The 19,317-nt window shown below is 63.7% G+C and carries 13 protein-coding genes; 5 read left to right on the top strand and 8 right to left on the bottom strand.

Annotation, left to right across the window (positions count from 1 at the left end):
• Positions 1 to 169 precede the first annotated feature (169 nt).
• From ACTIGC_RS06600 to ACTIGC_RS06585, 4 genes are all read right to left on the bottom strand, one after another.
• Positions 170 to 1,402, bottom strand: a complete 1,233-nt coding sequence (locus ACTIGC_RS06600) for an acetyl-CoA acetyltransferase (RefSeq protein WP_439633652.1) — start codon at positions 1,400 to 1,402, stop codon at positions 170 to 172.
• Complete coding sequence (locus tag ACTIGC_RS06595; protein ID WP_439633651.1) at positions 1,399 to 3,102, bottom strand: class I adenylate-forming enzyme family protein; 1,704 nt, start codon at positions 3,100 to 3,102, stop codon at positions 1,399 to 1,401. Before ACTIGC_RS06595 ends, ACTIGC_RS06600 begins: the two co-directional genes overlap by 4 nt.
• A gap of 109 nt (positions 3,103 to 3,211) precedes the next feature.
• Positions 3,212 to 4,699 (bottom strand): carotenoid oxygenase family protein, encoded by a 1,488-nt coding sequence (locus tag ACTIGC_RS06590; RefSeq protein ID WP_439633650.1) that lies wholly within the window; start codon positions 4,697 to 4,699, stop codon positions 3,212 to 3,214.
• A complete protein-coding gene (locus tag ACTIGC_RS06585; RefSeq protein WP_439633649.1) occupies positions 4,680 to 5,651 on the bottom strand; it encodes an NAD(P)H-dependent flavin oxidoreductase in 972 nt (323 codons plus the stop codon). The genes ACTIGC_RS06590 and ACTIGC_RS06585 overlap by 20 nt, the downstream gene beginning before the upstream one ends.
• Positions 5,652 to 5,802: 151 nt before the next feature.
• Here ACTIGC_RS06585 and ACTIGC_RS06580 point away from each other — a divergent pair, with 151 nt between their 5' ends.
• Complete coding sequence (locus tag ACTIGC_RS06580; protein WP_439633648.1) at positions 5,803 to 6,771, top strand: winged helix-turn-helix transcriptional regulator; 969 nt, start codon at positions 5,803 to 5,805, stop codon at positions 6,769 to 6,771.
• Between the two features lie 97 nt (positions 6,772 to 6,868).
• Here ACTIGC_RS06580 and ACTIGC_RS06575 read toward each other — a convergent pair whose 3' ends face one another.
• Together ACTIGC_RS06575 and paaN are read right to left on the bottom strand one after the other, a co-directional pair.
• On the bottom strand, positions 6,869 to 9,073 hold the full coding sequence (locus ACTIGC_RS06575) for a TonB-dependent receptor (RefSeq protein WP_439633647.1): 2,205 nt from the start codon (positions 9,071 to 9,073) through the stop codon (positions 6,869 to 6,871).
• 165 nt (positions 9,074 to 9,238) lie between these two features.
• Positions 9,239 to 10,924 (bottom strand): phenylacetic acid degradation protein PaaN, encoded by a 1,686-nt coding sequence (gene paaN / locus ACTIGC_RS06570; RefSeq protein ID WP_439633646.1) that lies wholly within the window; start codon positions 10,922 to 10,924, stop codon positions 9,239 to 9,241.
• Positions 10,925 to 11,061: 137 nt separating this feature from the next.
• On the opposite strand from paaN, the gene ACTIGC_RS06565 reads away from it, so the two are divergent.
• Genes ACTIGC_RS06565 through ACTIGC_RS06550 form a run of 4 tightly spaced genes read left to right on the top strand, consistent with a single transcriptional unit; the run spans position 11,062 to position 14,822 of the window.
• Positions 11,062 to 12,285, top strand: coding sequence for a thiolase family protein (locus ACTIGC_RS06565; RefSeq protein WP_439633645.1), 1,224 nt, complete (start codon positions 11,062 to 11,064; stop codon positions 12,283 to 12,285).
• Positions 12,282 to 13,808: a class I adenylate-forming enzyme family protein gene (locus ACTIGC_RS06560; protein WP_439633644.1), complete on the top strand. Its 1,527-nt coding sequence runs from the start codon at positions 12,282 to 12,284 to the stop codon at positions 13,806 to 13,808. The genes ACTIGC_RS06565 and ACTIGC_RS06560 overlap by 4 nt, the downstream gene beginning before the upstream one ends.
• Positions 13,805 to 14,266, top strand: a complete 462-nt coding sequence (locus tag ACTIGC_RS06555) for a PaaI family thioesterase (protein WP_439633643.1) — start codon at positions 13,805 to 13,807, stop codon at positions 14,264 to 14,266. Before ACTIGC_RS06560 ends, ACTIGC_RS06555 begins: the two co-directional genes overlap by 4 nt.
• A 58-nt stretch (positions 14,267 to 14,324) precedes the next feature.
• Positions 14,325 to 14,822, top strand: a complete 498-nt coding sequence (locus ACTIGC_RS06550; protein WP_439633642.1) for a c-type cytochrome — start codon at positions 14,325 to 14,327, stop codon at positions 14,820 to 14,822.
• Between the two features lie 5 nt (positions 14,823 to 14,827).
• Here ACTIGC_RS06550 and ACTIGC_RS06545 read toward each other — a convergent pair whose 3' ends face one another.
• Both ACTIGC_RS06545 and ACTIGC_RS06540 read right to left on the bottom strand, forming a co-directional pair.
• Positions 14,828 to 17,968: an efflux RND transporter permease subunit gene (locus tag ACTIGC_RS06545; protein ID WP_439633641.1), complete on the bottom strand. Its 3,141-nt coding sequence runs from the start codon at positions 17,966 to 17,968 to the stop codon at positions 14,828 to 14,830.
• Positions 17,965 to 19,104, bottom strand: a complete 1,140-nt coding sequence (locus ACTIGC_RS06540) for an efflux RND transporter periplasmic adaptor subunit (protein ID WP_439633640.1) — start codon at positions 19,102 to 19,104, stop codon at positions 17,965 to 17,967. The genes ACTIGC_RS06545 and ACTIGC_RS06540 overlap by 4 nt, the downstream gene beginning before the upstream one ends.
• Positions 19,105 to 19,317 lie beyond the last annotated feature (213 nt).

Genomic DNA, 19,317 nt, shown 5'->3' with positions numbered 1-19,317 from the left:
GCCCCGGGGGGGCGCCCCCCCCGGTTGGGGGGGGTGTGTGGGTTGCGCCCGGGGGGGGGGCCCCCGCTTTCTGGGATACCCCCCCTCGGCCCTTCGGGCCACTCCCCCCGCAGGCGGGGGGAGACACCATGGGTTCCCCGGACAAGCCGGGCCATGACAATGATTGGACCTAAACCCCGATCACGAACGAGACATTCGCCGTGCCGGAGCCGCCGACATTGAAGGTGGCGAAGGTTTTTGCGCCCTCCACCTGCATGTCGCCGGCCTTGCCCGATGTCTGGCGCGCAGCATCGAGCGCCATGCGCACGCCGGTCGCGCCAACAGGATGGCCAAGCCCGATCAGCCCGCCGGACGGGTTCACCGGCAGCTTGCCGTCAAACGCGATTGTCCCGTCCTCGACCGCCTTCCAGGCTTCACCCGGAGCGGTGAGGCCGAAATGCTCGATCGCCATGTATTCGGTGACCGAAAAGCAGTCATGGGTTTCGATCCCGTCGACATCTTCCGGGCCGGAAATGCCGGCTCGCGCGTAGGCATCGGTGATGGCCTTGCGCGTCCAAGGCAGGGCGTAACCGCCCTCCTTGCGCGATTTTTCCAGCTTGGTTTCCATCAATAGCGGCGCGGTGGTGTGCCCCCAGCCCTTGAGGCGGGGAATGGCAGCCAGCTCCAGCCCGCGCTTCGCCGCGTACGCCCGCGCGGACTTCTCGCCCGCCAGCACGATCACGGCAGAGCCATCCGTCACCTGCCCACAATCGGAGCGGCGCATCCAGCCTTCGATGACGGGATTGGCCTCGTCATCGCGCGCAAAACTGCCTTCGCCGAACTGCCAGGCCCGTGTCTGTGCGTGCGGGTTACGCTTGGCGTTGTCGAAATTGATGCGCGAGATCGCGGCCAGATGCTCGTATTTCAGCCCGTAGCGGCGATCATACTCCTCGGCCAGATCGGAGAACATGGCTGGCCAGAGATACCTTGCGCCCAGCGCCTCGCGCCCGGCCCAGGCCGCACTGCCCAGATGCTGCGCCGCGGTTTCACCGGGCACGTTGCGCATCATCTCCACGCCCACGACCGCGATAGTGTCGTAATGGCCGGCGAGGATGTCGCTCATGGCGGCGAGTATCGCCATCGATCCGGAAGCGCAGGCCGCCTCGTGGCGGCTTGTGGGCTTGCCTTCAAAGCCGGGATCGACATGGCCCATGAAGCCGCCCAGCAGGCCCTGACCGCAGAACAGCTCTCCGGCGAAATTGCCGACATGCACCGCGTCGATCTCGGCGGCATCCATCTGCACATCGTCCAGCGCCGCGCGCGTGGTATCGGCGACCATGTCGAAGAGGGTTTTGTCCTTGCGCGTCCAGTTGGCGGCGAAATCGCTTTGCGCGCCACCAAGGATGAAGACAGGAGCGGTCATGCGTGCTTTTCCTTCGCGATTTCGACCAGACGCCAGCGCAGGACCTTGTTCAGCGGGTTTCGTGGCAGAGCGTCGACGATGATGAGCTGTTCAGGCAGTTTGAAGTTGGCGATTTCCTTGGCCTTGAGGAATTCGACGATCTCTTCGAGCGTCACCGTTCCGTCCTCTTTGGGGACGGCGGCAACCCAGATGCGCTCGCCCATCACCTCGTCGGGCATGCCAAACACGGCCGCCTCGGTCAGCTTGGGATGTCCCTCGAGCAGGGTGTCCAGCTCGGCCGCCGAAATATTCACGCCGCCGCGGATGATGATGTCCTTGGCCCTGCCCCGGAAGCTGAAGAAGGCCTGATCCTCAGCAGATATCTGAAACAGATCGCCGGTGCGGAAATAGCCGTCAGCGTCGAACACTTCTTTCTGCTCGGCGGCGGTAGAGCCCCAATATCCCTCGAACACTGACGGGCCGCGCACCAGCAGCTCGCCATCCTCGCCGGGCTGGGTCACTTCCTGTCCGGTCTCGATCGACACCAGCTTGGTCTCGATGCGCGCATGCATGGGGTTGGCGAAATGTGCGCCCTTGTATCCGAAACGCGGGAAGGCCGTCGCCCGCAAGGCGGGATCGGGCACATCACCGGGCCCTGAGCACAGCGAAATGCCCTCATTGGACCCGAACAGGTTGACGATCTCCACGCCGCGCTTCTGCCAGCCCGCGACCATGAACTCCGATAGCGGCGCAGATCCCGAACCGATCACGCGCAGCCTGGACAGGTCAAACTGGTCCAGCATGCCCTCCTGCTTGAGGAGCATGGTGAGCACCGCCGGCGGCGCAATCGTCGCCGTTACCTTCTCGGTGACCAGCTGCTTGAGGAAAACCGGCAGGTCGAACGGGTGGTGGAGAACCAGCGTGCCTTCGCTCAGGAGCCAGGAGACGAACATGCCGCCAATGGCCGCCATATTCGTCATCGGGAACGGGTTCAAAAGCACGTCGTGGGGCTGGATGGCCATGCCGTGATACGTGGCCGGGCCGATGGCCAGCCAGTGATTGTGGGAGCGGGGCACGCCCTTGGGCACCCCTGTCGTGCCGGAGGTCCAGCAAATGGTGAAGCAATCGTCGGCCTCGCCCTTCTGCTTGGCGACAGCGCCGCCCAGGCCGAACGGGCCCTTGCGGGTGTTAGCGCGGCTGATCTCGGCAGAGAAATCGACCAGCCCGTCCCCGCCGCCATCCATCGACAGCACCTTGGCACGGTCGCCAGCCACCGCCTTGCAGCCGCGCGCCAGCTCGCGGTCCTTGAACATTCTGGAGGCAATGAAGGCGCGCGGACGCACTGCATCCATCGCATGGCGCAATTCATGGCCGGCATACTGGACCGGCACGGGGCTGAGGATGATCCCTAGCTTGGCGCAGGCCAGATAGATCGAGAGCGTGTCGACCACGTTGGGCATCTGCATGACCACGCGGTCGCCCTTGACCAGCCCCTGACCGCTGAGTGCCGCTGCTGTGCGCTCAACCTCGTCCGCCAGATCAGCCCACACCAGACGGCGCGGCTTGCGTCCCGTCAGCGCTTCACGGTCGGGCGGATCGATCGCGGCCAGAGCCTGGGGACGCTTTGCGGCAGCCTGAAGAAACACATCATAGAAGGTGTCATCGCCCCACCAGCCTTGCTTGCGATAGCTGGCGATCTTTTTCGGCGGTGCGAGTTTCATGCAGTCTGCCTCCCCAAGCCTGTCAGAAAAGTCATTATGCCCTGCCCCGCGCCTCATGCCACAGGGCGCGTTCAGGCAGGGCACTGGTCTTATGTCTGGCTGTGGCCGGTCAGGCCCAGCCCATCTCGGTTCCCGGCACCCATGTGGAGTGGAAACCGGGTGGCACGCGCGCAGGCAGGATGACACGGGCGACAGGACCCGCCTGAATATCCTTGGCGTCGATGATATGGCACTCCGACTGCCCGTCCACCTCGTTCGTGATGAAGGTGATGAGATACCCGTCATCTTCATCGCCATTGGAGTTGAGGCGCGGCGCGAACGGGCTTTCAGACCCGTACCAGCCATCCTTGAACTTCAGGCTCTGCGACGAGCCGGTCCTGGTGTCGAACTTGATCAGCCCGTCAAACACCATCGTCTCGCGATTGGTCGGGATGGAGACGTGGTAGGAATAGCGCGACTTGCGCCCGGCCACGTCCATGTTGACGGTCGGGAACTCGGCGTTGCGGTCGTCCAGCCATTCCTCGCGGGTTTCGCCCGTTTTCAGGTTGAACTTCCAGCGGTGAAAGCGCGCCTTCAGGAGCAGGAAGGCCATCATGCGCGAATACATGCCCTGACCGGGCTTTGAGGGCGGGCATGGCTCGGTCACCCGGCAGCCCTCCATGACGATCCAGTCGCCCTCCTCCCACGCATTGGTGACATGGTAGATGTAGCAGGGCTCGGCCTCGAACCAGCGCACATCACCTTCATTGCCGTATTTCGGGATCACGCCGAAGCGTGACGGCATGTCGGGATAGAAAGTCACCTTGTGGATGCCGCGCGGCAAAAGCTCGGGATCCCAGAACAGCGGCAGATCGTGCAGGATCGCATAGTTTTCCGTCATCGCCATGTCGTGCGGCAGGCGCGGGCCCGGCACGTCGATGGGCACATTGCGGATCATCTGACCCTCCCGCGAGACGACGTGATAGGTCATGTAGGGCGGCTTGGTGTTGTAATCGAAGAAGAAAAGCTCGCCCGTCACCGGATCGGTCTTGGCGTGGGCGGAAACCTGACGGGTCAGTGCGCCGCCCCAGGTCTGCTCACCCAGCGTGTCGCCCGTCGCCGGATCAAGGCGGATGGGCACGCCCGCCTGATACCACAGCGCCAGCACCTCGCCATTATGCAGGATGAGGTCGGTATTGCCCGAATCCTTCAGCCAGCCATCAGAACCCGCACCCGGAGGGGCGTTGGGATCAGGATGGCCCATATAGCCCGGCCATTGCTCCTCACCCCGTGCGGCATTCGCCTTGAAGTGTGCAGTCTGGACAAAACGGGAGCGATAGCTCGCCTTGCCGTCCTTGAAGGCGATGGTGTGGACCATGCCGTCACCGTCAAACCAGTGATGCTTGGATTTGGGCGCATAGACCTGGTTCGGCCCGTTGCGCATATAGGCACCGCACAGATCAGCCGGAATTTCACCAATGACCTTCAGCTCATTGGCTGTCGTCTCATGGGCGACCGGCGCGTAAAGGCCGCGCAGATAAGCATTGTCGATATTGGCGAGCCATGACGGGGCGTCGCGCTCCATACCGTTATTGGACTCAGGCACCGGGGCGTTCATCACGAGCACTCCTTTCCAGACCATGAGGGGGCGAGACGGCCCCCAGTTCGTGTGTTGTGTATTCACGGGCGAGACGGGCGACGATGCTGCCCAGCGGCTCCACCGCGTTTACCGCGCCAACCCCCTGCCCGGCCGACCAGACATCTTTCCAGCCCTTGAGTATCTGGGAGGGGTCATCGAACTGCACCTTGCCCTTTTCAGGCAGGTTTTCCGGGTCGAGCCCCGAGCGTCTCAGACTTTCCTTAAGCCAGCTTGCCGGCACGCCGGTGACGGAGGCCGACACAACAATGTCGGACGCGCCGGAGCGCACCACCATGTCCTTGTAATCAGGATGAGCCAGGCTCTCCTCGGCCGGGATGAAGGCGGTGCCCATATAGGCCAGATCCGCGCCCATCGCCTCGGCAGCGCGGATGCCGCGTCCTGTCGAGATGCCCCCCGCGACGGCAATGATACCGTCAAAAAACTGGCGCACCGCTTCAATGAAGGCGACATTGGCCACCATGCCCGTATGGCCGCCCGCTCCGGCGCACACCAGCACCAGACCGTCCACGCCGGTCGCTGCAGCCTTCGCCGCGAACTCCACCGAGTTCACATCGGCAAACACCAGCCCGCCATAGCTGTGAACCGCTTCCACAACGCGTTGCGGGCCGCCAAGCGCCGTGATGACGATGGGTGGCTGGTATTTCTTCACCAGCTCCAGTTCCGCATCGAACCGCGGATAGGAAGAATGGCAAACCATGTTGAAAGCCCAGGGCGCATCCTCTTCGGTCAGCGCCTCAGCGATGGTCTTCATCCACGCTTCAACATCTTCGATCGTGCGGCAGTTCGGACCCGGAAACGAGCCGATGACACCCGACCGGCACGCGGCCAGCACCATGTCCGGCCCGGACACAAGAAACATCGGCGCGGCTACCAGAGGCAGACGCAGGCGGCGAGTGATTGTATCGGGCAAGCGGTTCAAGTGTCGGCCTTTTTCGTTTGCATTGCCACGCATGGGAGCATGGTCACTTTGTTAGCGAAACTGACGCTAACTGTTTTCGACGGCTGCCTCAACCCCCGCAACGATGTTTGCGTAATGCAAAACCATCGGTTCTAGTGGCACCATGGACTCCCGGCTCAAGCAGATGATTCAGAACAACCCCGTTTCCCACGCCATGGATGTGGTAGGCGAGGCGTGGACCATGCTGATTCTGCGCGAGGCGTTCCGTGGTGCGCGCCGCTTCGATGACTGGCTGGACCGGCTGGCGATTGCGCGGTCTGTTCTCGCCCGGCGGCTGAAAACCCTGACCGATGCAGGGCTGCTGTCACGCAGGCAGTACCAGTCCCGCCCGGACCGCTTTGAATACGTGCTCACGGCCATGGGGCGCGACCTATACGGCGTCGCCATCATGCTGATTTTCTGGGAGCAGGACTGGTCGCCGCGCTCCGATCCTTCCCGCGCGATACGTCTGGTCCTGCGGGACGGCTCCGTCGCGGTGGAGCCGGTCATGGCCGGCGAAGACCCCAAAGCCCCCATCCTGCCCGGCGATGTCATGCCCCGTCCTGGCCCGGTGCCCGGTCAGGCCCCGGCCCTGAAAGAGATGCGCCGGAGGAAGGTCCAGCCTGCCATGCGCGCCAGCGGCAAACCCATCGAGCTGGGCATCGAGCTGTTCGGCGATTACTGGACCAATCTGGTGCTGGCGGCCTGCTTTTACCGGGTGCGGCGCTATGACGACTTTCTGAAGACGCTCGATGTATCGACCAGCGTGCTCGCGGACCGGCTGGACGGCCTCGTGTCTCACGGGATCCTCGCCCGCAAGCGCTACCAGATGCGCCCGGAGCGCTTTGAGTATGTGCTTACCGAACGCGGCCGGGCGCTCTACCCCACCGTATTGGCGTTCTTTGCCTGGGGCGCACGCTGGATGTGCGAACCGGGCAAGCTGCCCGTCGAACTGATTTCCCAGACCACAGGAAAGCCGGTCCTGCCGGTCCTGCGCAATGCGGTGACCGGCGAGGAGATCGATGCGCGCAGCGTGCGCCCCGTCCCTGCCCTGTCGGCCAGCGAACGCGCTGCAATCAGCGCGGCGCAGTGAACAAGCGCAAGGGCAGGCTGGAACGGATGGTCTGAAACAGGAAAGGGCGGCGCCTTGCGGCACCGCCCTTCCCGTCTTGCGTCATCCCACTAGAGAACTAGCCGCCCAGACGCATCCGGAACTGCGCGCCGAATGTGCGCGGCGGCGCGAACACCGTGAACCCGATATCGAGGTTCTTGATGATGTGGCTCGGATAGAGCTCGTCGGTGAGGTTGCGGCCCCACAGCGAGATGTCCCAGTTGGCGTTGTCCGGTCCCCAGCTCAGCCGGGCATCCACCGTACCGTAAGATTCCACCAGCGTTTCAGGCGCATTGGACGGATCGAAGAAATAATCCCCCGTCCAGTTATAGTCGACGCGCGCACGCGCCGTACCTGTTCCAACCGGCACCGTCAGCGCCGCATAGACATTGTACTGGTGCTCCGGCGAGCGGGTCAGCTGGTTGCCGTTATAGGGCAGCACACCGAGATTGGAGACCGCATCGGTGGTGTACTGCGCATCGAGATACGCGTAGGAACCACCGAACTGGAAGTAGTCATTGGCCTGGAAGGCAAACTCGGCCTCCACGCCCCTGATCTCCGCATCCGCGTTCGAGGTCGATAGTGCCAGCCCCAGCAGCTCATAGACCTGCAGGCTCTGATAGTCGGTGTAGAACGCCGCCAGGTTGAAGATGCCCCGGCCTTCCGCGAAGGTCGACTTCATCCCGATCTCGAAATTGTCGAGAATTTCAGGGTCGAGCGCAGTCGTCGCCTGCACCGCGCTTTGCGCCTGGCTGGGATAGAGGCCGGACTTGTAGCCCCGGTCATAGGATGCGTAGAGCATCACATTGTCCGATGCCTGCCAGTCCAGTGCGAGACGCCAGGTCGGCTCGGTCCAGCTTTCGCTGCCCGATGCGCCTGCCGGATAGGCGACGCCAGGGGGCGGGCCAAGCGGGATACCCGGGAAAGGTCCGCCCGGCGTCGCATTGTCTACGCCGCGTGCGAAGATTTCCTTGGAGTCATAGGTCAGTCGGCCACCGACGGTCAGGTTCAGCGTGTCGGCCAGCGGCATGGTCAGCTGGGCAAACACCGCAGCAGACTGGTTCGTGGCTTCCTGGAAGAAAGTCACATCACCGGATGCAATCACGGGCAGCGGAGCGCGGGCATCGACGATGAAGCGCTCATTGCGGTCTACTTCCTCATGGAAGAGGTAGAGGCCGGCCACCCAGAAGGCGCCATTGCCGAGCGTGCGCGACAGGCGGAATTCCTGCGTGAACTGCCAGGCTTTGTCTTCGTTGATGTCTTCGACGCGCAGCACATAGGGCGGCACGGGCAGACCGCCCAGATCATCAAACCACGAGAATTCAAGACCGCGATAGGAGGTCAGCGAGGTGAAATCCATGTCGCCGAATGTTGTGTCGGCACGGAAAAGAAAGCCCCAGCTGTCGCGCTCCTGGAACGTGGAGGGATCAGAGAAGCTCTGGCGTTCATTGAGGCCGGCACGGATGGCACCTATCAGGCCGATAAACGCCGGGTTAGTGTTCGGGCCAACGACCGGAACACGGGCCTGACCGTCAGTCTCGTCACGCGCATAATCGGCCTGCGCCAGGAAGCTCCAGTTGCCTGCATCCCAGCTGATGGCACCACGAACACCCCAAGTGCTTGAACCGCCAAGGTCTGCGCCCGAGGGCACGCTTTCGGAGTAGCCGTCATTGGCCTGATAGAGGAAGGCCAGACGCCCGGCAGCGCCCTCACCCAGCGGGCCGTTCAGAACAGCGCTGACAAGGCGGTCATTATAATCGCCATAGCCGAAGGTGAACTCGCCAAAGGACTGGGTGGCGTCCGGGCGGGCCGAGATGATGTTCACCGCGCCGCCAGCCGCGTTGCGGCCATAGAGCGTGCCTTGCGGCCCGCGCAGCACTTCCACGCGCTCGATATCAAAGAAGCTGAGGGCGCCGCCACCGGCCCGGCCGATATAGACCTCGTCGATGGACACGGCGACAGACGGATCGCCCGCAGCGGAATCGGACGTGGAGCCGATGCCGCGAATGTAAAGCTGCGGCTCACCGATATTGAACCTGGTCATGGTGAAGCCAGGCGTACGCTCGGCAATGCCCTCAACGCCCGCAATGGACGAATCGCGCAAGTCAGCCGCGCTGAACGCAGTTACGGCGACCGGCACGTCCTGTACTGACTGCTCGCGGCGCTGGGCCGTCACAGTGATGATTTCGGCGGACTGCGCAATCGCGGTGCCCGCCGAGGCCAGCGCGCCGGTCAGTGCCATGGCACCGACAGACAAGCGTAGCCACGCTTTTGATCTGTTCATTTGAACCTCCCCTGTATGTCTTTTGGATTCCGGCAAGGCCGACGGAATCGCCTGCATCACCGTATCGGACACACCATAACTTCAATAAACGAACTAACTCAAGGTCACTTTGTTAAAGAAACCGTCGTGTTCGCAGCGAGTGTGGCGCAAAAACCGCGTCAGGCCTCAGCCGGGCCGGCGCATCTGCACGACGCGAAAGCGGGGTGCGACGAAAGCCAGATCCGTCAGGCTGGCATTGCCCGCGGGATTGAGCCCGGTGACGTGATAGTCGGAATACGCGCCCATAAAGTTCATCGGCATGCCACGGTCGATATTGATGCTGAGCGAGGCTCCGGCGGCGAGATAGTCCGGCTCGGCGGAGTCGATGAAGCTTTCATCGGTGGAGTACAGATAGGAAGCGATGGCACCGCGCGTGCGGGCCTGCGAGGTGGCAAGGCGCACGCCCTCTGCCGCGCTGTCCACCGGGATGACGAAGCTGACCGGGCCAAAGCGCTCCTCGCCGTAGAAATCCTCATTCTTCGCATCGCACTCGATCAGGACCGGGCTGGCGGTGCGCGCATCCGGGTAGTCCGGGTTCGAGACCGGGCCGGAGCGGCGCAATATATTGCCCTCCGCTTCGCCCTTGCGCGTCATGGCTTCCACATTCTCGATGGTCGCATCGGCCTGCACGGCGGCGGCGATGGCCGGCCCCAGCGTGTTGTCGCCCGCGATCTTGTCGATGGCAGAGACCAGCGTCTCCACCGCGTCGTCATAGGCAATCATGCCGTCCGGCGTCTGCACGCCAGAACGCGAGATGAACACATTCTGCGGCGCGGTGCACATTTGGGCGGCGAACGTCACCATCGCGCGCGCAACAGTGTGCGCCACGCGCCCAAAATCATTAGCGGAATGGATGACAACCGAGTTGCAGCCCGCCGTCTCGGTGAAGACGAGCCTGCCGGGGCAGTTGTTTTCGATCCAGGTGCCGAAGCGCTGCGAGCCGGTGTAATCGACAATCCGGCAGTCCGGCTGCTCCAGCAGCTTTATCGTGATCTGATCGAGGGGCTCATCTGCAGCCAGGAGAACGAGGTTCGGGTCATAGCCCGCCTTCTCCAGCACCTCGCGGCAGGTGCGCACAGCCATCGCCACGGGCAGCACGCCCGTCGGGTGGGGCTTCACGATGACCGGGTTGCCGGTCATCAGATTGGCGGTCATCGCGGGGTAGGCATTCCACAAGGGGAAGGTGGCACAGCAGATGACCACCGCAGGGCCCAGCGGCACGCGCACATAGCGCTTTTTCAGGCTGACCGGCTCCGGCTCCAGAAAGCGCTTGGTCCAGCTGGCGGTCTCCGGCACGTCCTGCATCGCCTTCATGGCGTAGACGAGCGCTTCCAGTCCCCGGTCGAGCGCGTTGGCGCCGGAACCGGAAAACGCCATCACATAGCCCTGCCCGGCGGTGTGCATGGTGGCATGCGCGTTCTCGAAGGCATTCTTCTCCATCGCGAACAGCATTTCGGTGATGATACCGGCGCGCTCCTCGATGCTGGCCTTCATCCAGCCGGACATCGCCTTGCGCGAGGCGGCAAACAGCGCCGCCGGATCAGATTTGGGATAGGTGATGCCAAGGGGCTGACGCGTATAGGGGGAGACCTCCGCGCCCAGCGTGCCGATCGTGCCGGGCTGATCGAGATCGAAAAACTTGCCGAGCTGGGCGTCAAAGCGCGCCTTGCCAAGGCGCGGCGCATCCTCGCCATGCAGTTTTGCGCTCGGCGATTCCTTGAACGGGCTCCAGTGATCGCGTGTCCGGACCGCCTTCAGTGCGGTGTCGAGCGTTTCACGGTGCTGATCGAAAAGCCGGGCTGCTACGCTCATCAGTTACCTCCGGGGCCGAAATTTCTTGTGCCAAGATGATTGCATAACCGGCGCGCGCCGGTATCGTCGGGATATAAAGTATCTTTATCGAAGTTACAGGGCAACCCGGCAACCGTCCGCTTCTGGGCAGAGGTTTCATGGATAGCGTTTACATCACAGGCGTGGGGATGACCCCGCTGGGCAAACACCTGTCGCGCACGGTGAAAGACCTGACTCGCGAAGCGGTGACGGGCGCGCTTGCCGATGCCGGGCTGCAGGCGCACCAGATAGAGGCTGCCCTGTTCTCCAATACGCGCCAGCCCATGCTGGAGGGGCAAAATGCCGTGCGCGGCGAGATTGCGCTCAGCCCCCTTGGCATTGAAGGCATCAAAATCGTCAATGTTGAGAATGCCTGCGCCTCCGGCTCATCTGCCGTCGCGCTAGGCGCTGCCATGATCCGCGCGGGCGAGGCAGAGACTGTGCTGGTTGTTGGGGCGGAAAAGATGGTCTTCCCCGACCGCACCGAACAGGTCATGGCCGCTTTCCGGGGCGGCACGGATATTGAACGCATCGAGGAAACCGCCAGCGCCATGGCGGCTCTGGGCGCCAGCCTGATCCCGGCAGATGCCCCAGACGCGCCCCGCAGCTTCTTCATGGATATTTATGCCGGCATCGCCCGCACCCACATGGAAGCGTTCGGCACCACACGCGAACAGCTAGCCATGGCAGCCGCCAAGAACCATACCCATGCCGCCGAAAACCCGAACGCGCAGTACCGCACGCCGTTCACACCTGAGAACGTGCTGGCCGACAAGCCGGTAATCTGGCCGCTGACGCGTGCCATGTGCGCGCCGGTCAGCGATGGCGCTGCGGCCCTCGTTCTGCAATCGGCCAGCGCCGCAAAAGCCAATAAGCGCGCGGTGAAGCTGGCCGGCACTGGCTGGACGACGGCCCGCGCGCGCGCCGTCGATGACTGGGACGGGCATCTGGGCAAGCGGGCAGCCGACCTGGCGTACGAGGCCGCAGGTCTCGGGCCCGCAGATATGCATGTTGCCGAGGTTCACGATGCGACAAGCTTTGCCGAAATCCTGCAGATCGAAAATCTGGGACTGTGTCCGCGCGGGGAAGGCGGGCCGTTCACGGCATCCGGCGCGACGGCGCGCGGCGGGCGCATTCCGGTCAATGCCGGGGGCGGGCTGATCGCCAAGGGCCATCCGGTGGGGGCGACCGGCATTATCCAGATCGTGGAAACATGCCGGCAATTAAGGGGGGAGGCAGGCAGTATGCAGGTTGAAGGCGCGCGCGCTGGCGTTTGCGAAAATGGTGGCGGGTTCCTGGGAATTGAGGAGGCCGTCACGCTGGTGACGGTGCTGACACGATGACGCAGTCCGAACTGTCCACGCACCCGGTCAGCCTGTTCTGGGAGGCGGCACGGCGCTTCCCGGATCATGGTGCCGCCTGTGAATATGATTCAGAGGGCCGGCTCATCGGGCGGATCGGCTTTTATGCGCTATCCCAGCGGGTGCGCAGCCTTGCTGCGAGCCTCGCCGGACGGTTTGCCCCCGGCGCGCGCATTGCCCTGTCCGCAGCCAACACGATCGATCATGTGACGGCCTATCTGGCCATCCAGTCGGCGGGGATGGTGTGGGTGCCGCTGAACCCCAGCAACGGCCCGCAACTTAACGCAGCCGCGCTGAAAAGGGTGGAGGCTGATCTGGTGCTCGCAGGGCCTGCCGAGGCTCAGGCGCTGGCACCCCTGTGTCCGGATGTGGAGCTGATTGCAGCGGACGGACCGCCCGCTCCCGGCTTTGAGCCAGTGTTGCGCAAGCCTGAAGACACGATGGCCATCAAGTTTACGGGCGGATCCACGGGCGAGCCGAAGGGCGTGGTCCAGTCCAACCGCTCGGTGATGGCCAATATCATCAATATGGCGGAGCGCTTTGGCAGCGATGACACGCCGGTGTTTCTGGCGTGCTCTCCCCTCACCCACGGCGCCTCCCACTTCGTCCTGCCGACGCTGGCGCGCGGGGGGCGGCTGGTCCTGCTTCACAAGCCGGACCCCAACCTGATCCTGCGGCTGTTGCGCGACGAGGCCGTGACCGAGAGCTTCATGGCGCCGACGCTGATCCTGCGCCTGTGCGCTCTCGTCGACAGGCCGGTCGCCGCCCCAGCACTCAAACGCATCATTTACGGGGCCGCTCCCATGCCGGCCGATCAGCTGCTCAGGGCACAGCGCGTGTTCGGGCCGCGCCTTGCAGGGCTCTACGGCCAGACTGAAGCGCCCATGACCATCGCCGCGATCACGGAATCAGAACTGGCGGAGCCAAGGCTTGCCAACAGTGTGGGCAAGGCCGGGCGCTTATGCGAGATCGCCATTCTGGGCAGCGAGGGCGAAGCGCTGCCGCCCGGCCAGACAGGCGAGATCGCTGTCAAAGGCCCGCTCTTGATGGACGGGTATCTCGGTGATGCCACGCGCACCTGCGACACGCTGCGCCGTGGCTGGCTGCATACCGGCGATCTGGGACATCTCGACCGCGAGGGCTATCTGTTCATCACCGGGCGTGCCAGCGACATGCTGATTTCCGGCGGTTACAACATCCACCCTGCAGAGGTGGAGGCGGCGCTTCTGACGCTGCCCGGCATCGACGAAGCCTGCGCGTTTGCCGTGCCTGACCGGCAATGGGGCGAACGGCTGGAGGCCGCTATCACACCGATGCGTGGCCAGGACCTCGATGGCGCGCAGCTTCTCGTGCTGGCGCGCGAGCTATTGGGTCCGGTGAAAACGCCCAAGGCGATCCACATTCTGCCGCGCCTGCCGCGCAATCCGGTTGGCAAGGTGACGCGCTCCAGCGTACGCAGTGTGATCTACCCGCCGCAGCAGGATGAACGCAGTACCGGCCGATGACCCTGCCTGACCGCCTCATGGACCATTTTGGCAGCAATGAAGCACACCAGCGCTTCTGGGGGCTACTGGACGCGCGCGTGCTGGAACTGGGGGACGGGCGTACACGGCTGGAAATTCCGGTCGCGAAACACTGGCTGAACCTCAATAACGCTGTCCATGGCGGTGCGAGTGCCGGCTGGCTGGATCAGGTGGCGGGCCTTGCCACCAACACGCTGTGCGGCCCCGGAGAGGTCTTCGTGACCGCAACGGCCAGTCTGCAATACCGCCGCCCGTTTGCGCCCGATGACGGCCCTGCCCTTGCCAGCGCGGAAGTCACCGCCAGGACGGGCCGCAAGGCAACCACCCATGCACGCATCGCCAACAGGCATGGCGACATAGCTCTGGAAGGGGAATTTCTGTTCATCCTCACGGCGCGGCGCGTAAACACGACGCACCCTGCTTCTCCAGCAGAGGATTGATAGCTCTACAGCTCAGCGCTAGGTCTTGGAGCCGAAGCCCATGCAGGAGACGCCCATCATGACCCGTCCGATAGCTTTGACCTCTCTGGCGATGGCCGTGATGCTGGCGGCCTGCGGAGACCCCGGCAGCGACACGCCCGGTGCGGCACCGCAACCCCAGACCCATGGCGGCGCGCCCGAACTCACAGCCAGCGCGCAGGAGAGCCAGGCCATCCTTGCCGGGCTTGGCGAGCCTTACGCGTCTGCCAATCTGGATAATGGCCGGCGGCTTTTCCGCCGCTGCGCCTCCTGCCACACGCTGGGCGCCGGTGACCGGCATCTGGTCGGCCCTAACCTTCACGGCATGTTCGGGCGGCGGGTTGGCGAGGCAGAGGGATTCCGCTTCTCACGCGCGCTGGAACAGGCCGATTTCGTCTGGACCAAGGCAGAGCTGGATCAATGGCTGGCCAATCCGCGCACCTATCTGCCCGGCAACCGCATGAGCTTTGCCGGCCTGCGCGATGAAGCCGATCGCAACGACCTGATCGCGTTCCTCGCGGTGGAAACCGGCCGCTAGATCCCCTACTCAGCTGGCTGCTGTATGGTGTCTGAGCCGCCAAGGCTCTGACCGGCCTGACGCGCTTCCTTCTCCAGCTGACGCGATACCCAGTTCGGTGTCTTGGTGAACCGGCCGAATACCGCATAGGCCGTCGGTACCACGAAGAGCGTGAACAGGGTTGCGACCATGACGCCGGTAAAGATCACGACGCCGATGGTGATGCGGCTTTCGGAGCCCGGACCGTAGGCCATGACCAGCGGAAACGCGCCGATTGCCGTGGAGATGCCAGTCATCAGGATCGGGCGGAAGCGTGTGGCCGCCGCTTCCAGCGTCGCTTCGGCAACGCTCATCCCCTCCTCGCGGAGCTGGTTGGCAAATTCCACGATGAGAATGCCGTTCTTTGCCGCCAGCCCCACAAGAATGATCAAACCGATCTGGGAATAGATGTTCAGCGAGGAGCCGGCCATGTACAGGCCGAACAGGCCGCCGGCGACTGCCAGCGGCACGGTCAGCATGATGATGAGTGGCTGGATGAAGCTTTCAAACTGGGCCGCCAGCACCAGGAACACGATCAGCAGTGCCATGCCGAAGGCAAAGAGCATGGCGTTGTTGGATTCCAGAAACTCGCGTGCGCTGCCGACATATTCGGTCGCCATGTCGGCGGGTAGTTCGGCGCGCGCATAGCTGTCCAGCCAGTCAATGGCATCACCCAGCGTGTAGCCGTCGGCCAGGGTGGCCGACACGGTGATCGAGCGCTGACGGTTCACGCGGTTGCGTTGCTGCGCTTCGCCAGTTTCCCGCAAGGATACGAGGTTCGACAGCGGAATGAGCTCGCCAGCCCCGCCGCGCACATAGAGCATTTCCATGTCCGACTGGCTGGAGCGCTGTTCGCGGCGGTTTTCCGCAATGACGTTATAGGCCTCGCCCCGGTCGATGAACTGGCCCATGCGGCGGGAGCCCAGATGGGTTTGCAGCGTGCGCCCGATATCGGACACCGATACGCCCAGCGCGGCTGCGCGCTCGCGGTCGATGTCAACGACCACCCGCGGCGAGCTGGGCTCGAAATCCTTGCGGGCACGCAGAAGGCCGGGATTGGTCTCCTCAAGTGTGGCAATCAGCCGGTCTGCCTCACGGTCGATAAGATCGTAGTCTGGTCCCTGCAGGACGATCTGGATGTCATCTCCGCCACCGCCCCCGCCGCCAAGGGAGGAACGCATGGAGGCAAAGGCGCGCACGCCCGTCAGCTGCCCCAGACGCTGGTTGACCTCATTTACAATCTCCATGCCGGGACGGCGTTCGCCCCACGGTGTCATGGTGCCGACCACAATGCCGCTGGAAAAACCGGCGCCGCCGCCAAAGCCCGGAACGACCACCAGCACGCGGCGTAGTTCGCCTGCTTCAACATACTCCATGAGAATGTCTTCGATGATCGCGGCCTGCTCGGCAGTATATTCGAAGCTTGCGCCGTCTGCGGCGCTGAACCGGCTAAAGAAATTGCCGCGATCCTCCGGCGGCGTCAGCTCGCTGGGCAACTGGCTGAAAAGGAAGATCGACCCGCCAACAGCGGCGACCACAAACGGGATAATCAGCCAGGGAAGCGACAGGACGACATCCAGCGATTCCTTATAGGCATTGCGGAGCTTCGTTACGCCCTTGTCCACCCATCGTGCCGGGCCGCGCACGCCCTCGCTCGGACGGACAAGCTTGGAACTCATCATCGGCGACAGGGTGAGCGCAACAAAGCTGGACAGCACCACCGCCCCGGTGATCGCGACGGCCAGCTCTGTAAAGATGCGGCCGATCAAGCCCGGCAACACGACCAGCGGCACGAAAACCGCCACCAGCGTGGCAGTCGTGGCGATAACCGCAAAGAAGACCTGCCGCGCCCCCTGAAGCGAGGCCAGTGTCGGCGGCTCGCCCAGATCGACGCGGCGCTGGATATTCTCCATGACCACGATCGAGTCATCGACCACCAGTCCGATTGCCAGAACAAGCGCCAGCAGGGTGAGGATGTTGATCGAGAAGCCGAAGGCCGCGAGCACGGCAAACACGCCGATCAGACAGACCGGCACCACAGCCGCAGGAATGACCGCCGCGCGGAAACTGCCCAGAAACAGATAGATGACCAGCACGACCAGCGTGGCGGCGACAGCAAGCGTGCGCCACACCTCGTTGATCGACTCGCGAATGAAAACCGTGTCGTCCGAGGCGTTGAGCAGCTGCATGCCTTCAGGCAATTGCGGCGCGATTCGTGCTGCCTCCGCGCGGATCGAGTCGGCCACGGCCACCGCGTTCGACCGGCTCTGGCGGATAAAGCCGATGCCGATCATGTTCTGGCCATTACCCCTGAACAGGGCGCGCTCCTGCTCTGCAGCCAGCTCCACATCGGCAATCTCGCCAAGCCGGATGATGTGGCCGTCACCGCGGGTGATCGGCAAGCGTCGGAAGCTGTCCTCGGTGGCAAACAGACGCTCGACACGCACAACAAGCTGGCTGGACGCGGTCTCCAGAGAGCCGCCGGGCAGCTCGACATTCTCGGCGCGCAGCGCATTCTCGATGTCAGCGACCGTGAGCCGGCGGGCGGCCATGGCCTGCGGATCGAGCCAGATGCGCATGGCGTAGCGGCGCTGGCCGCCGATCTGCACCTGGGAGATGCCGTCAATCACCGAAAAGCGGTCGACGAGGAAACGGTCGGCGTAGTCTGTCAGCTCTTCGGCTGTCATCGACTCCGACATGAGATTGTACCAGAGGAAGGGCCGCGCGTCGGAGTCCTGCTTGGTGACGACAACTTCTTCTACATCCGGCGGCAACTGGCGCCTTGCGCGCGATACGGCCTCGCGGACATCGTTCGCCGCCGCTTCGAGATCACGCCCCAGCCGGAAGGTGATGGAAATACGCGCTTCGCCGTCCTGCGAACTTGAACGGATAATATCGACGCCCTCAATGCCGCCGAGCGCGCCCTCAATGGGCTGCGTCACCTGGTTTTCCATCACCTCGGCGTTTGCGCCCGGGAAGTCGGCGCGCACCGATACGACAGGTTGATCGACATCAGGCAGCTCGCGCAAAGGCAGGTCGCGAACGCCCAGAATGCCGAACACCACGATCAGGGCGCTGGCAACAAACGCGATGACCGGGCGGCGGACGGCAATATCGGAAAGCGTCATGGGTTGGCGCTCCCTGCCACAGTGCCTGCAGGCGCTGCGGCAACCGCATTGCTGGCGGTGCGCCGGTCATTGCCGTCCCCGCGTGGTGCAATGCGCGCGCCGTCACGAATGCGATGCACGCCCTGACGCACGATGACCGTACCGGTCTCTATGCCTTCGAGCACTTCGAGGAATCCCTCCGAGCGCGCGCCGACACGGATCTCGCGCTGTACCGCATAATGGCCAGCTTCATCCTGCGCCACCGTGTAGACAAAGACCTGATCGCGCAGGCGGGTGATAGCCGTTTCCGGCACTGATGGCCGGGTGCGCGGATCACGCCGGACCTGCACTGTCATAAGGAGGCCGGGGCGCAGCCTGCCGTCTGCATTATCAATCTCGGCCCTGACCGTCACGGCGCGGGTGGCCGGATCAATGCGGCTGTCGACCTGGGTGATCTGGCCGGTGAATTCCTCGCCGGGGAATGCCGACGTAAGGGCGGCAATCTCCATCCCGGCAGACACAGTGGCAAGGAAGCGCTCCGGCAATGTGAAATCAAGCTTGATGATGCTGGTATCATCGAGCTGGGCAATCGTGTCGCCTGGGCGCACCAGCTGGCCAAGGCTGACCGCGCGCAGCCCCACCACGCCGTTAAACGGCGCGCGGATAAGCCGGTCATCCACGCGGGCCTCCAGCGCGGCGACGCGCGCGCGGGCCCGTTCAGCGTTGGCCTGTATCTCATCAAGGCGCGAACGCGGCGCAACCCCGCGCTCAGACAGATCACGGATGCGCTCCAGCTCCTGTTGTGCCTCACGCAGGGAGGCGCGCGCTTCCGACAAGCCAGCCACCTCCTCGGCGTCGCGTAGCTCAACGAGAAGATCGCCAGCCGCGACGCGCTGACCGGAATCAAAATGGATCCGTGAAATCGTGTCGGAAATCTTGGCCGTTACCAGCACCGACTCATTGGCATTGGCAGTGCCAAGTGCCTCGACGATATCGGCAAAGCTGCGCGGTTCGACCTCGTAAAGGGCCACCGGAGTCGCCATGCCGCGCATCTGCCCGGTGCCACCGGAGTTCTGAGACACCGCCCGCACAACAACCGCAGCCGCCATCCCGGCGAAGATGATGGCAACAATGATGAGGAACATGGCGCGGCGCATGGCGGTCTCTCTTTTTCTTTTGCGTAGCGATATGCGTTGCGAGTGACAAAAAGCAAAATGAATTAGCCGTGATGAGCACATCACCGCAGCCTTTCAACGGCGTGCTTACACGGTCTAAAAGCGCCGCCAGAGGCGTATGAACGCCGCTCTCTCACGGGCGGAGTTGTCAGTCTGTAGCGTGCCCAGCACGCCCGCGGAGACCGAAAACCCGGC

This window comes from Glycocaulis sp. (genome assembly GCF_051859565.1).
In the GTDB taxonomy this organism is placed as follows: domain Bacteria; phylum Pseudomonadota; class Alphaproteobacteria; order Caulobacterales; family Maricaulaceae; genus Glycocaulis.
Note: the sequence above shows the minus strand (reverse complement) of the source record. Positions and strands in the feature narration are given on the sequence as shown.

What these genes read in the sequence shown, in the direction of transcription:
- ACTIGC_RS06600 (WP_439633652.1), bottom strand. Translation starts at nt 1,402, where the DNA reads ATGACCGCTCCTGTCTTCATCCTTGGTGGCGCGCAAAGCGATTTCGCC.
- ACTIGC_RS06595 (WP_439633651.1), bottom strand. Translation starts at nt 3,102, where the DNA reads ATGAAACTCGCACCGCCGAAAAAGATCGCCAGCTATCGCAAGCAAGGC.
- ACTIGC_RS06590 (WP_439633650.1), bottom strand. Translation starts at nt 4,699, where the DNA reads ATGAACGCCCCGGTGCCTGAGTCCAATAACGGTATGGAGCGCGACGCC.
- ACTIGC_RS06580 (WP_439633648.1), top strand. Translation starts at nt 5,803, where the DNA reads ATGGACTCCCGGCTCAAGCAGATGATTCAGAACAACCCCGTTTCCCAC.
- ACTIGC_RS06575 (WP_439633647.1), bottom strand. Translation starts at nt 9,073, where the DNA reads ATGAACAGATCAAAAGCGTGGCTACGCTTGTCTGTCGGTGCCATGGCA.
- paaN (WP_439633646.1), bottom strand. Translation starts at nt 10,924, where the DNA reads ATGAGCGTAGCAGCCCGGCTTTTCGATCAGCACCGTGAAACGCTCGAC.
- ACTIGC_RS06565 (WP_439633645.1), top strand. Translation starts at nt 11,062, where the DNA reads ATGGATAGCGTTTACATCACAGGCGTGGGGATGACCCCGCTGGGCAAA.
- ACTIGC_RS06560 (WP_439633644.1), top strand. Translation starts at nt 12,282, where the DNA reads ATGACGCAGTCCGAACTGTCCACGCACCCGGTCAGCCTGTTCTGGGAG.
- ACTIGC_RS06555 (WP_439633643.1), top strand. Translation starts at nt 13,805, where the DNA reads ATGACCCTGCCTGACCGCCTCATGGACCATTTTGGCAGCAATGAAGCA.
- ACTIGC_RS06550 (WP_439633642.1), top strand. Translation starts at nt 14,325, where the DNA reads ATGACCCGTCCGATAGCTTTGACCTCTCTGGCGATGGCCGTGATGCTG.
- ACTIGC_RS06545 (WP_439633641.1), bottom strand. Translation starts at nt 17,968, where the DNA reads ATGACGCTTTCCGATATTGCCGTCCGCCGCCCGGTCATCGCGTTTGTT.
- ACTIGC_RS06540 (WP_439633640.1), bottom strand. Translation starts at nt 19,104, where the DNA reads ATGCGCCGCGCCATGTTCCTCATCATTGTTGCCATCATCTTCGCCGGG.